The organism is Streptomyces lienomycini (assembly GCF_027947595.1).
Classification (GTDB): Bacteria; Actinomycetota; Actinomycetes; order Streptomycetales; family Streptomycetaceae; genus Streptomyces; species Streptomyces lienomycini.
Window position 1 is genome coordinate 2,396,181 of sequence record NZ_CP116257.1, and the last position, 12,655, is coordinate 2,408,835.

13 protein-coding genes are annotated in these 12,655 nt (G+C 71.3%); 7 read left to right on the top strand and 6 right to left on the bottom strand.

Annotated elements, in window-relative coordinates; translation table 11 throughout:
- Window positions 1–468: 468 nt before the first annotated feature.
- Window positions 469–1,014 carry a hypothetical protein gene (locus BJ961_RS10875; protein WP_271321123.1) on the top strand — a complete coding sequence of 182 codons (546 nt, stop codon included), beginning with the start codon at window positions 469–471 and terminating at the stop codon, window positions 1,012–1,014.
- A gap of 47 nt (window positions 1,015–1,061) precedes the next feature.
- Window positions 1,062–3,275: a trypsin-like serine protease gene (locus BJ961_RS10880; protein ID WP_271321124.1), complete on the top strand. Its 2,214-nt coding sequence runs from the start codon at window positions 1,062–1,064 to the stop codon at window positions 3,273–3,275.
- A 17-nt stretch (window positions 3,276–3,292) separates the two neighbouring features.
- On the opposite strand, the gene BJ961_RS10885 is transcribed toward BJ961_RS10880, so the two are convergent.
- Window positions 3,293–3,979 carry a hypothetical protein gene (locus BJ961_RS10885; RefSeq protein WP_271321125.1) on the bottom strand — a complete coding sequence of 229 codons (687 nt, stop codon included), beginning with the start codon at window positions 3,977–3,979 and terminating at the stop codon, window positions 3,293–3,295.
- A 147-nt stretch (window positions 3,980–4,126) separates the two neighbouring features.
- Here BJ961_RS10885 and gcl point away from each other — a divergent pair, with 147 nt between their 5' ends.
- Entirely contained in the window at window positions 4,127–5,911 is a 1,785-nt protein-coding gene (gcl, locus tag BJ961_RS10890) for a glyoxylate carboligase (RefSeq protein WP_271321126.1), read from the top strand.
- Between the two features lie 82 nt (window positions 5,912–5,993).
- Here the strand turns inward: gcl and BJ961_RS10895 are convergent, their stop codons facing one another.
- From BJ961_RS10895 to BJ961_RS10915, 5 genes are all read right to left on the bottom strand, one after another.
- The gene (locus BJ961_RS10895; RefSeq protein WP_271321127.1) at window positions 5,994–6,584 is read right to left on the bottom strand and encodes a TIGR04222 domain-containing membrane protein; all 591 of its coding nucleotides are present in this window, start codon (window positions 6,582–6,584) and stop codon (window positions 5,994–5,996) included.
- Window positions 6,585–6,654: 70 nt separating this feature from the next.
- Window positions 6,655–6,897 (bottom strand): hypothetical protein, encoded by a 243-nt coding sequence (locus BJ961_RS10900; RefSeq protein ID WP_271321128.1) that lies wholly within the window; start codon window positions 6,895–6,897, stop codon window positions 6,655–6,657.
- 451 nt (window positions 6,898–7,348) lie between these two features.
- Window positions 7,349–8,812 (bottom strand): catalase, encoded by a 1,464-nt coding sequence (locus tag BJ961_RS10905; protein ID WP_271321129.1) that lies wholly within the window; start codon window positions 8,810–8,812, stop codon window positions 7,349–7,351.
- A 217-nt stretch (window positions 8,813–9,029) separates the two neighbouring features.
- A complete protein-coding gene (locus BJ961_RS10910) occupies window positions 9,030–9,920 on the bottom strand; it encodes a 2-hydroxy-3-oxopropionate reductase (protein ID WP_271321130.1) in 891 nt (296 codons plus the stop codon).
- 48 nt (window positions 9,921–9,968) lie between these two features.
- The gene (locus tag BJ961_RS10915) at window positions 9,969–10,808 is read right to left on the bottom strand and encodes a TIM barrel protein (protein WP_271321131.1); all 840 of its coding nucleotides are present in this window, start codon (window positions 10,806–10,808) and stop codon (window positions 9,969–9,971) included.
- 141 nt (window positions 10,809–10,949) lie between these two features.
- Between BJ961_RS10915 and BJ961_RS10920 the strand changes: the two genes are divergently transcribed.
- The 4 genes from BJ961_RS10920 to uraH all read left to right on the top strand — a co-directional run bounded on the left by BJ961_RS10920 (window position 10,950) and on the right by uraH (window position 12,650).
- Window positions 10,950–11,216: a thiamine-binding protein gene (locus BJ961_RS10920; RefSeq protein ID WP_271321132.1), complete on the top strand. Its 267-nt coding sequence runs from the start codon at window positions 10,950–10,952 to the stop codon at window positions 11,214–11,216.
- Window positions 11,213–11,581, top strand: a complete 369-nt coding sequence (locus BJ961_RS10925) for a helix-turn-helix domain-containing protein (RefSeq protein WP_271321133.1) — start codon at window positions 11,213–11,215, stop codon at window positions 11,579–11,581. Before BJ961_RS10920 ends, BJ961_RS10925 begins: the two co-directional genes overlap by 4 nt.
- A 149-nt stretch (window positions 11,582–11,730) precedes the next feature.
- A complete protein-coding gene (uraD, locus tag BJ961_RS10930) occupies window positions 11,731–12,240 on the top strand; it encodes a 2-oxo-4-hydroxy-4-carboxy-5-ureidoimidazoline decarboxylase (RefSeq protein WP_271321134.1) in 510 nt (169 codons plus the stop codon).
- 2 nt (window positions 12,241–12,242) lie between these two features.
- Entirely contained in the window at window positions 12,243–12,650 is a 408-nt protein-coding gene (uraH, locus tag BJ961_RS10935; RefSeq protein ID WP_271321135.1) for a hydroxyisourate hydrolase, read from the top strand.
- Window positions 12,651–12,655 lie beyond the last annotated feature (5 nt).

Sequence of the window (12,655 nt, forward strand, 5' to 3'; positions counted from 1 at the left end):
CGTCATGTGGAAATCAATTGCACCCGATAAAAATTGAGAGGTAGTCAGGCGATGGGTCGTGAATGCCACTATTTGCTCTGTGCGACTTCTTCGCATTTGGTCACACCATCTCCACGTGGAGTGACGGATCTCACACTCGATCTCCAAGTCCGGTCCGTTTTGCTCAGGTTCAGGCGGTGGACGAGATCGCCAGGGGGCGATGACATGTATGGGCACGGTGAAATCGGGATCTTGGAGGACGACGTTTCCGCACCTTTTCGACGAGGTCGGAGCGAGGGGGGTGGGGGTTGATGTTCGCCGGGTTCGAAAGCTGCCGAAACATGGGGAACTTCAAAGGCAGACGATTCCCGCAGCCCCTCGAAAAGGCCGGTTGAGAGCGATTCCCGATACTGCCCGCTACAGGGGCGGCCCGACGTATCACCCCGGTCGTCGAGGGCGCAGCCATTCACGGATCGACGAAGGAATGAGATGAAGGCACACGTCGTGAGCACGGCCAAGTCGCACCGCAAGAGGATCGTCGCGCGCACCCTGATCACCTGCATGGCCACCGGTGCCGTGGCGTTCGGAGTCCTGGCGGCCGGGACGCAGAGCGGAGACGAGGGCAGCGGCCCGGCGGTGTCCGTGGCCGACGAGGGTCCCGGTTATGCGGTGGAGGACTTCAACTACCCGGGCGCCGACCGGATCCTTGAGGAGCGGGGCATCGTGCTCAAGCGTGGTGACGGTCACATCACTCTCGCCGACTGCGCCTCCGGCACTGACCTCATCCAAGTCATGGCGAGGCGCGCGGGGGACCCCATCTGCTTCCGGACCGTGGGCACCTCCGGCTGGCTCACCATGGAGATCCCCGCCGTCTACCTCGTCAGGGGCAACGACTACGCCACTCAGGTGGACATGACCGTCGGGGACGAGGAGAAGTCCTTCGACATCGAGAAGAACACCTGGACCGCGGTGGGCGAGAGTGCGGACGAGCAGGGCCGCGAACACCTGCTGGTGGAGATTCGCACCACCAAGTGAGGTGCCGGCCCACATCGTCCCTTCCGACTGTCTGCAGGAAAGTGCTGATGCGAAACACCAGATCCTCGCGGCTCGCCGCACTCGCCGCCACGCTCTTCGCCGGGCCGGTCGTCCTGACCGCGACCCCGGCGAACGCCGTGACCGGCCCCGCAGTTCCCGACTCCAACACGACGTACTCCTTCGCCGCCCAGCTCACCGTCGGTGACCACGACCGCGGCTGCTCCGGCGTCCTGGTCGACGCCGAGTGGCTGCTCACCGCGGCCAGTTGCTTCGCGGAGAACCCCGCCGAGTCACTCGCCGTCCCCGCGGGCAAGCCCGCCCTCACCACCACGGCGACCATCGGCCGCGCCGACCTCGCCGGAACCGGGGGCGCGGTCCGCACGGTCGTGGAGCTGGTGCCCCGCACCGACCGCGACGCCGTCCTGGCCCGGCTGAACCGCCCGGTCACCAACGTCGCCCCGGTGGCCCTGGCCGGCGCCGCGCCCACCACGGGCGAGGAGTTGACCCTGGCCGGCTACGGCCGCACCCAGACCGAGTGGGCTCCGCTGAACCTGCACACCGGCGCCTTCTCCGTCGACGCGGCCGACGCCACGACCGCCACGGTCACCGGCAAGGACGGCGTGGCCGCGTGCATGGGCGACACCGGCGGCCCCCTGGTCCGTACGGTGAACGGTGCCGCGCAACTGGCCGCGCTCGGCAGCCGCTCCTACCAGGCCGGCTGTCTCGGCATCGACGCCGCCGAGACGCGCACCGGCGGCGTCGTCACCCGCGTCGACGACCTCGGCTCCTGGGTGGCGTCCAAGGCCGGCGCCAACCGGATCACCGACTTCAACTGCGACGGCGTCGAGGACGTCGCCGTGGCCGACCCGATGGCCACCGTCGGCGGCGACGCCAAGGCGGGCCTGGTCAGGGTCGTCTACGGCGGCGGCAAGGGCACCGCCGAGATCACCCAGGACCTCGACTGGGTGCCGGGCGGCTCCGAGGGCAACGACCAGTTCGGTACGGCGCTGGCCACCGTCGACTACGACGAGGACGGCTGCACCGACCTCGTGGTCGGCACTCCGCGCGAGAACCTCGGCGAGGCCGTCGACACGGGCATGGTCGACGTCCTGCACGGCGGCCGGGGCGGCCTCGGCACCTCGGCGACCAAGGCCACCCACTTCGAGCAGGGCACCGGCAACGGCACCCTCGCCGCCTCCGCCTCGGAGACCGGCGACCTCATGGGCGACGCCCTCGCCGCCGGCACCACCGCCGCCGGTGAGCCCTTCATCGCCATCGGCACGCCCGGCGAGAAGCTCGGCACCGTCGCCAAGGCGGGCCAGGTGTACTACGTGCGCGGCGGCACCAACGTCGGCGTGCACCAGGACAGGCTGGACGTGCCCGGCACGGTGGAGACCAACGACGGCTTCGGCGCGGTGCTCGCCGCGGACGCCAACCACCTCGCGATCGGCACCCCCAACGAGAACATCGCCGGAGACGACGCCGCCGGCATGGTCGCGGTCTTCTCGCACGCGCTGAACAGCGAGAAGCGGCCCACCCCGCTGTTCGGTCTCGACCAGGACCTGGACACCGTCTCGGGCGGCGCCGAGAAGGGCGACCGCTTCGGCGCGGCACTGGCGCTCGCCCCCTACCGTCCGTCGGGCTCGGCGACGGCCGACGAGTCGCTCCTCGCGGTCGGCTCCCCGGGCGAGGCCCTGAACGTCAACGGCGTCAGCAAGGCCGAGGCGGGCAACGTCCTCGTCTTCCGCGTCACCGCGTCCGGCACCTACAGCCAGACCAACGGGATCTGGTCGGGCACCGCCGACGACGACGTGTCCGGCACCGCCGAGGCCGGCGACCACTTCGGCGCCGCCCTCACCGCCGTCAACACAGCACCCCGCGCGGTGAGCACCGTGGCGACGATGAAGCTGGCCGTCGGCATCCCGGACGAGGCCATCGGGAGCACGGCCAGTGCCGGCGCGGTCCACGTCTTCTCGATGCTCGGCTCGCCCGGCGTCAACGACAAGTGGATCGAGTCCGGCGACGGCGACGGCATCCCCGGGGCGCCGGGCGCCAACCAGCGCCTCGGCTCCAGCCTCCACTTCACCGGCAGCCACCTGTACGTCGGCATGCCCTACGGCCCGACCAGCACCGGCGCCATGTACGCCCTGCCGATGTCCAACGTGACCCTCGGCGAGCCCAACGCCGAGCCCACCGTGTACCAGCCCGGCCAGGGCGGCCTCCCGGCCGTCGGCACCACCTTCGGGTACGTGGCGAGGTAGGCACCCCGCGACACCCCTCAGCCGGCCGTGGCGTCCAACGCCGCGGCCGGCGCGTTTGCCGGGCGCGGCACACCGTACGGTTCGAGCACGAAGAGCGGCACGTCCAGCAGGTCGGCGCGGACGCGGGCCTCCCGCGCGTACCCGGCGAGCGAGAAGTACAGGCACCGCGCGGACTCCGACATCGCCGTCAGCCACAGGCACTCCACGTCCCGCACCGAGGCCGGGCCCACCGTCGGATCCACCTGGACGACGAGGCCCGGCGAGGCCAGCCCGATGCCGGACAGGGGCCGCTGGTCGGCGCGGCGCACGTCCCGGTGGCCCAGGCCGCGCAGGTAGAGGACGGCGGCGGTGACCGCGTCGCGGGCGGTGCGGATCGGCACGGCCCGGTGCGCCGGGACCCGTGAGCCCGGGGCCCGCCCGGCCCGGCCCGCGGCGGCCGGGTCCACCGGCACGCACAGCACCGTCCCGCACGGGCACCCCAGCTCCGGCCGCGGCCACCGGCTCTCGGCACCGCAGGCCCCGCAGCGCACCCCGATCCACTCCTCGTCCCACGCGCGGTGGGTGACCGCGGTCGCGGCCCGGCACGGATCCAGCTCCGGTGCGACGGGCGCCCCGCAGGCGCACGGATACGACGGTGCCGTGTAGCGGTGCCGACGCCCGCAGGCGGTGCAGCACACCGAGATGGTCTCGGACATGACCCCCATCGTCCTCCCTTGACGGCCTTCGGCTGCCCACTTACATTACTTCCAGATCGTAGAAAACAAATTTCGCTATACGGAAGTTGCTACGGAAGAAGCTCACCGCGGGGCGCGACGGGAGTGCGAATCCGACAGCCGGAGCAGGAGTACTCGATGGCTCGTATGACCGCTGCCCGAGCGGCAGTTGAGATTCTCAAGCGCGAGGGCGTCACCGACGCGTTCGGTGTGCCGGGCGCGGCGATCAATCCGTTCTACGCGGCGCTCAAGGCGTCCGGCGGGGTCCAGCACACGCTCGCCCGCCACGTCGAGGGTGCCTCGCACATGGCGGAGGGCTACACCCGCACCCACCCCGGCAACATCGGCGTCTGCGTCGGCACCTCGGGTCCGGCCGGCACCGACATGATCACCGGCCTGTACTCGGCGATCGGCGACTCGATCCCGATCCTGTGCATCACCGGCCAGGCGCCGACCGCGGTGATCCACAAGGAGGACTTCCAGGCCGTCGACATCGCCTCCATCGCCAAGCCGGTGACGAAGATGGCCGTCACCGTGCTGGAGGCCGCGCAGGTCCCCGGCGTGTTCCAGCAGGCGTTCCACCTGATGCGCTCCGGCCGCCCCGGCCCGGTCCTCATCGACCTGCCGATCGACGTCCAGACCACCGAGATCGAGTTCGACCCGGAGACCTACGCACCGCTCCCGGTCTACCGGCCCACCGCCACCCGCGCCCAGATCGAGAAGGCCATCGGCCTGCTCAACGCCGCCGAGCGCCCGCTGCTCGTGGCCGGCGGCGGTGTCATCAACGCCGACGCCGCCGACCTGCTGGTGGAGTTCGCCGAGCTGACCGGCACCCCGGTCGTCCCGACCCTGATGGGCTGGGGCCTGCTCCCCGACGACCACGAGCTGAACGCCGGCATGGTCGGCCTGCAGACCTCGCATCGCTACGGCAACGCGACCTTCCTGGAGTCCGACTTCGTCCTCGGCATCGGCAACCGCTGGGCCAACCGCCACACCGGCAGGCTGGACGTCTACACGGCCGGGAGGAAGTTCGTCCACGTCGACGTCGAGCCGACCCAGATCGGCAAGATCTTCGCCCCGGACTACGGCATCGCCTCCGACGCCGGGGCCGCCCTGGAGCTGTTCGTCGAGGTGGCGAAGGAGCTGAAGGCGGCCGGGAAGCTGCCCGACCGCTCCGCGTGGGCCGCCTCCGCGCAGGAGCGCAAGGCCACCCTCCAGCGCCGTACGCACTTCGACGACATCCCGATCAAGCCGCAGCGCGTCTACGAGGAGATGAACAAGGCCTTCGGCCCGGAGACCCGGTACGTCTCCACCATCGGCCTCTCCCAGATCGCCGGCGCCCAGATGCTCCACGTCTACCGCCCGCGGCACTGGATCAACTGCGGCCAGGCAGGACCGCTCGGCTGGACCGTCCCGGCCGCCCTCGGCGTCGCCAAGGCCGACCCGGACGCGCAGGTCGTCGCGCTCTCCGGCGACTACGACTTCCAGTTCATGCTGGAGGAACTGGCCGTCGGCGCGCAGCACAAGATCCCGTACGTGCACGTCCTGGTCAACAACTCCTACCTGGGCCTGATCCGCCAGGCGCAGCGGGCGTTCGAGATCGACTTCCAGGTCAACCTGGAGTTCGAGAACATCAACTCGCCCGAGCTGGGCGTCTACGGCGTCGACCACGTCAAGGTCGCCGAGGGCCTGGGCTGCAAGGCGATCCGGGTGACCGACCCGAACGAGCTGGGGGCGGCGCTGGAGCAGGCCAAGAAGCTGGCCGCCGAGCACCGGGTGCCGGTCGTCGTCGAGGCGATCCTGGAGCGCGTCACCAACATCTCCATGTCGGGCACCAACGACATCGGCAACGTCACGGAGTTCGAGGAGCCGGCGACCGAGCCGGGGCACGCCCCGACCGCGATCAGGCCGCTGAAGGTCTGACGCCGAGACCCGAGCGCCGGGAGCGGCCCGTCCCCCCCGGGGGTGGGCCGCTCCCGTGCGAGCGGGCCCCCGCGGGGCGCATTCAGTCCGCGCCGCCCCCGCCGCCGCAGGAGAAGGGGCCGGACGCACCGTTCGGACCGCCGCGCGGTGAGTGCCGCCGCGTGTCCCGGTCCTCCACCTCCACCCGCTCGACGAGCCAGGCCCGCTCGGCGAAACGGGGCAGCAGGAGACGCAGTGCGGCATCACCGTGCAGGGCGACCGCGAGCAGCGTGTCGTCGTCGGTCAGACCGTGCCTGACGACCGGCAGGGGATGGCGCTCCCGCCAGAACGCCACGCGCCGGCGGGCGCCGCGGTTCGGCCTCAGCCAGGGGCGGCCCAGGAGCCCGTCCTCGGCGAGCGGGATGCGTGTCAGGGCCAGGGCCAGGCGGACGTCCGGGTGCCGGACCAGTTCGCGGACGGTGAGCGGCTCGTGCAGGCAGTCCAGGACGGTCCCTTCGAACGGCTCCAGTCCCTCCGGCTCGGGACCGGCCGCGCACAGCGTCCCGCGTGGGCCGGTCTCCACGGCGCCCAGCAGGTGCAGGGCGACCACCGCCACCGTGACGGCGGCCCGCGGACCACCGCCCAGCAGCGCGATCTGGTGCGGCTCCCACCCGATCTCCGTGCCACCGCCCACGACACGCACCTCCCCCGTGCATCCCCGCGTTCCCGGGGTTGTGCCCGCTGCCGGGGGCTCCTACGCGCGTTCAGCCACCGGGGTGCTCGTGCAGCCCCGGCCAGTCCTCCGGGCCGCCGCCCTGCCACTCGACCAGGTCGCTGTCCTCGACGTCGGTCACGTACAGGTCGGCCAGCCGCAGCAGTTCGGCGACGTCGTCGACGTGCGAGGCGACGCCCAGGGTCTCCTCGCCGGAAGTGACACGGCGGGAGCCGTCCAGGGCGGGGGAGTGGACGACGATGTGCGGACGCTCGGGTGGGTGTGCCGTAGCCATGACTCCAGGCTGCTGCGCGCGCGGTCGATCCGCACGCCGGAGCACTCGGGTGAACGCCGAGAAGCGCCGGATGCGGGACCGTCCGCATCCGGCGCTCGTCGGCCGGTGAAGGTTCTTGGTGAGGAACGCCGCACGTGGTGTCCGTCCGGCGGCGCGAGGCTGGGCGCGACAGGTCGTTCGCGCCGCCGGACGGGGTAGGGGGGCCTCTCGGTCACGAGAGGCGGGTGGCTGGGACCGCGGCGGTGCGACGGGCCGGAACGGCTCCTCCCCTCAGGTCGTAGGAGAAGCGTCCGTGCCCTTCACCACCGCACTGGCTCGCTGGCCGCCGCGGTCCTCGCCCTGCCCGCGCCGGCACCTGGGCGCTCACCCCTCATCCGGGGCGCTTCGGTGCCTGCGCGGGCCGCGCACACGGCCCGGCCTCCCCGCCGGGTTCCGTGCGCGAGCCGGTGGATCAGTCCTCGCGCAGGGCGCGGACCGCCTCCTCCACGCGCTTGCCGTACTCGGGGTCCGCGGCGTGGAAGTGCGCGAGGTTCTTCTCGACCACGTCGTTGCGGGAGACCTGGGACAGGCCGCCGGCGATGTTCGCCGCCAGCCGCTGCCTCTCGGCCTCGCTCATCAGCCGGTACAGCGCACCCGCCTGCACGAAGTGGTCGTCCTTGGTGTGCAGCGGCGCCTCGTGGGTGCCGGTGTGGCCGGACACCGCGAGCGGGGCCGCCAGCGGGGTGCCGGTCTCGGCCGGGCCGCCGTGGGAGTTGGGCTCGTAGTTCTTGGCGTACCGGCCCTGCGGGTTGGCCGCCATCAGGCCGTCGCGGCCGTAGTTGGCGGCGCCGCCGGGCACGGCCTTCGGCGCGTTCACCGCCAGCTGGGTGTGGTTGACGCCCAGGCGGTAGCGGTGCGCGTCCGCGTAGGCGAACAGGCGGCCCTGGAGCATCTTGTCGGGGGACGGCCCGATGCCCGGGACGAAGTTGTTCGGGGAGAACGCGGCCTGCTCGACCTCCGCGAAGACGTTGTCCGGGTTGCGGTCGAGCACCAGCCGGCCGACCCGCTTGAGCGGGTGGTCGGCGTGCGGCCACACCTTGGTCACGTCGAACGGGTTGAAGCGGTAGTTCGCCGCCTCGGCCACCGGCATCAGCTGCACGTGCAGCGTCCAGGACGGGTACACGCCCCGCTCGATCGCCTGCACCAGGTCCGTCTGGTGCGAGGTCGGGTCCTCGCCCGCGAGCTTCGCGGCCTCGTCGGCGGTCAGGCAGCGGATGCCCTGGTCCGTCTTGAAGTGGTACTTGACGAAGAAGGACTCGCCCCTGGCGTTCGTCCACTGGTAGGTGTGCGAGCCGAAGCCGTCCATGTGGCGGTACGACGCCGGGATGCCGCGGTCGCCCATCAGCCAGGTGATCTGGTGCGTGGCCTCGGGGGAGTGCGCCCAGAAGTCGAAGACGTTGTCCGGCTCCTGACGGCCCGTGAACGGGTCGCGCTTCTGCGAGTGGATGAAGTCGGGGAACTTGATCGGGTCCTTGATGAAGAACACCGGGGTGTTGTTGCCGACGAGGTCGTAGTTGCCCTCCTCGGTGTAGAACTTCAGCGCGAAGCCGCGCGGGTCGCGGACCGCGTCCGCGCCGCCGAGGGAGTCGGCCACGGTGGAGAAGCGCAGGAAGACCTCGGTGCGCTTGCCGACGGTGTCCAGGAAGTCGGCGTGCGTGAAGCCGGTGACGTCGTCGGTCACCTCGAAGTGGCCGTACGCGCCGGAGCCGCGGGCGTGCACCACACGCTCCGGGATGCGCTCGCGGTTGAAGCGGGCGAGCTTCTCGATGAGGTGCTGGTCCTGGATCAGGAGGGGGCCGCCGATGCCGGCGGAAGCGGAGTTCTGGTTGTCGGCGACCGGGGCGCCGGACTCGGTGGTGAGTACGCGCTGCGACATCGTGGACCTTCCGTGGCCTTGCAGACGAGGGTTCAGCGAAAACATGCAGGGAAACAGTGAGTGGAAATGTGTTTCCGCTTCGTGGAGCCTAAGTTTGGGGCGGTAGCACGTCAACAGTTTGTTGAAGTGGGTTCCGGGCGGCGCCGCCGCTCGGGCGCGACAGGACAGGTGTCAGCGGCGGCGCCACCCGGAGGTCATGAGGTGGTGCGTACGGCGGTCAGACCCGGTCGCCGGACAGGCGCTCCACGGCCCGCAGCAGGGCCGAGTGGTCCAGGCCGCCGTCGCCCTGGGCGCGCAGCGACGCGACCAGCTGGGCCACCACGGCGCCGACCGGCAGCGCGGCGCCGACGTTGCGGGCGGCGTCGGTGACGATGCCCATGTCCTTGTGGTGCAGGTCGATGCGGAAGCCCGGCTTGAAGTCGCGGGCCAGGAAGTTGTCCTTCTTCCGCGTCAGCACGGTCGAGCCGGCCAGACCGCCGCCCAGCACGTCCAGGGCGGCCTTCAGGTCCACGCCGGACTTCTCCAGGAAGACCACGGCCTCGGCGCACGCCTGGATGTTGACGGCGACGATGAGCTGGTTGGCGGCCTTCACGGTCTGGCCCGAGCCGTGCGGACCGCACAGCACGATGGTCTTGCCGAGCGCCTCCAGGAGCGGCCCGGCCTCGTCGAAGTCGGCCTGCTCACCGCCGACCATGATGGACAGCACGGCCTCGATCGCACCGGCCTCGCCACCGGAGACGGGGGCGTCCAGGACGCGGACGCCCTTGTCCTTCGCCGCCTTCGCGAGGTCCACCGAGGTCTGCGGGGTGATCGAGGACATGTCGACCAGGAGCGCGCCGGACCTCGCGTTCTCCAGGATGCCCTCGGGGCCGTACGCGATGGCCTCGACCTGCGGGGACGCGGGCACCATGGTGATGATCACGTCGGCGTCGCGCACGGCCTCGGCGATCGAGCCGGCCGCGGTGCCGCCGGCGGCGGACAGGCGGTCCAGCTTGTCCTGCTCCAGGGTGAAGCCGGTGACCCGGTAACCGGCCTTGATCAGGTTCTCGGACATGGGGGAGCCCATGATGCCGAGACCGATCCAGGCGACCTTGGGGAGGGTGCTCATGATGGGTGCCTCTCTGAAAATCTGTGGAGAATTCCTGCGGGGCGGCGCTCAGCGGGCCGCGCGGGCCTCGGCCGGCAGCCAGGCGAAGGACTGGGTGCTGGGGACGTCGCCCGGCTTGTACTCCAGGCCGACCCAGCCGTCGTACCCGGCCTTCCGAAGGCGGTCGAGCAGGTCCTCCAGCGGGAGGGAGCCAGTGCCGGGGGCGCCGCGGCCCGGGTTGTCGGCGATCTGGACGTGGCCGGTCTTCGCGGCGTACGCGTCGATCACCTGCGCCAGGTCCTCGCCGTTCATGGACAGGTGGTAGAGGTCCATGAGGAACTTGGCGTTGCCGAGCCCGGTGGCCTCGTTGACCTGGTCCACGACCGCGATCGCGGCCGGTGCCGACACCAGCGGGTACAGCGGCGACTCGGGCTTGTTGAGCGCCTCGACCAGCAGGACCGCGCCGATCCGGTCGGCCGCGCGGGCCGCGAGGACCAGGTTCTCCAGCGCGAGCCGGTCCTGCTCGGCCGGGTCCACGCCCTCGACGCGGTTGCCGTACAGCGCGTTGAGGGCCGTGCAGCCCAGCGACTTCGCGAAGTCGGCGGCCACGTCGATGTTGGCGCGGAAGCGGTCCGACTCCTCGCCGGGGACCGACAGCGCGCCGCGGTCGGGTCCGGGCAGCCGCCCGGCGTAGAAGTTCAGGCCGGTGAGCCGGACGCCGGCGTCCTCGACGGCCGCCTTGAGGGCGTCCAGCTCGGACTGCTCGGGGGTGGGCGAGTCGATCCAGGGCCACCACAGCTCGACCGCGGTGAAGCCGGCCGCCGCGGCGGCCGCGGGGCGCTCCAGGAGCGGGAGTTCCGTGAAGAGGATCGACAGGTTGACGTTGAAGCGCTGATCTGCGAAGCCCATCGGGTGCCGCGCTCCCTTCCGTTTCGATCGATATTCCGCATTACGGAAGTTCGTTTCTGCTTGATGGAAGGTTGCCCGGGGAGTGCGGCTGTTGTCAAGAGGGGGCGGCGCAAAGCGGTCACCCCGCGTTAGGTTGACCGCGTGCGATTGAGAGTGGAGTTCACGACCGAGCCCTTCGACCTGGACGAGGCGCCCGCCCACGCGGTGGTGGCCCGGGAGGTCGTCGAGGCGGCCGAGCTGGACGCGGTGGACGTCGGCCCCTTCGGCAACACCGCCGAGGGCCGCGCCGACCAGGTGCTCACCGCCGTGGACGCGCTGCTGCGCCGCTCCCTGGAGGCCGGTGCCACCCGGATCTCGCTCCAGGTCAACGTGGTCGGAGAAGACGGCGCGCAAGAGGGCGAGCGGTGACCGGCCCGGCCGAGGAGCCGTTCATCGCGGCCGTCAAGCCCCTGGTCGACGCGATGGGCGGCGAGATGCTGCCGCCGGACGAGGCCGGTGCGGAGGACGTCGTGCTCTCCTGGGAGGGCGCCGACGTCGTCGCCGTGCGCCTGCCCCAACTCGCCGACTCCCTCGACCACATCCTGGCCGCGATGGAACGCCGGCAGGGCAGGCCGCTGGCCGACCTCGACCGCCGGACCAAGCAGGAGGTCGTACGGGCCCTGGAGGCGCGCGGCGCCTTCGCCGTACGGCACGGTGTGGAGACCGTCGCGGGCGCCCTCGGCGTCAGCCGTTTCACCGTGTACAACTACCTCAACCGCGAGAAGGGCACCTGACCCGCACGGTTCCCCCGCGTCCCCAGCCGCCGTCCGGTAACCGGGCGGCGGCTTTTCCGACCCCGAATTTTCAACAAAGTGTTGACGGCTTGTTTCCGAGGGCGTTAGCTATCGGCACGCCCGCTCAGCACAAGGCCACGGAGGCTCCCGTGACGTCCACTTCCGCGTCGGGCCTGGCCCGTTTCAACGCCCTCGAGGAGACCTCGGCACGCGCCGGACTCCTTGAGGCGTGCGCCTCCACGGCGTGGGCCCGGCAACTGCTCACCGCCCGCCCCTTCGCCACCCTCGAGGACCTCCACGCCGCCAGCGACGCCGCCACGGCGGAGCTGACCGCGGACGACCTCGCCCAGGCGATGGCCGGGCACCCGCCGATCGGCCGCCCCAAGCCGGGCGACCCGACCTCGTCCCGCGAACAGGCGGGCATGGCGGGCGCCGCCGAGGGCCTCAAGGCGGAGATGCTCGAACTGAACCTGGCCTACCAGGAGAAGTTCGGCCACGTCTTCCTCATCTGCGCCACCGGCCGGACCGGCGAGCAGATGCGGGACGCGGCTCTGGAGCGGATCGGCAACTCGCCCGAGCAGGAGCGGGAGATCGTCCGCACCGAACTGGGGAAGATCAACCGCATCCGCCTGACCCGACTCGTCGAACAGGACGCCTGACCATGAGCACCAGCACCAGCACCACCGCCTCCGTGTCCACGCACATCCTGGACACCAGCGTCGGCCGCCCCGCCGGGGACGTCGCCGTCCGCCTCGCCGCCCGTGCGGGCCGCGAAGTGGACTGGCAGGCACTCGGCGGCTCCGCGACCGACGCCGACGGCCGGTGCAAGGACCTCCCGGCCCTGCCGGAGGGCACCACCCACGTACGGCTCGACTTCGACACCGAGACGTACTTCGCCAAGAAACAAGCCGCGGCCCAGCAGGACGCCCCCGCGCTCCGGGACAGCGAGAACGGCCGGCCCGTGTTCTTCCCCGAGGTCACCATCACCTTCGCGGTGGTGCCCGGCGAGCACTACCACGTTCCGCTGCTGCTCAACCCGTTCGGCTACTCCGTTTACCGAGGGAGCTGACCGAA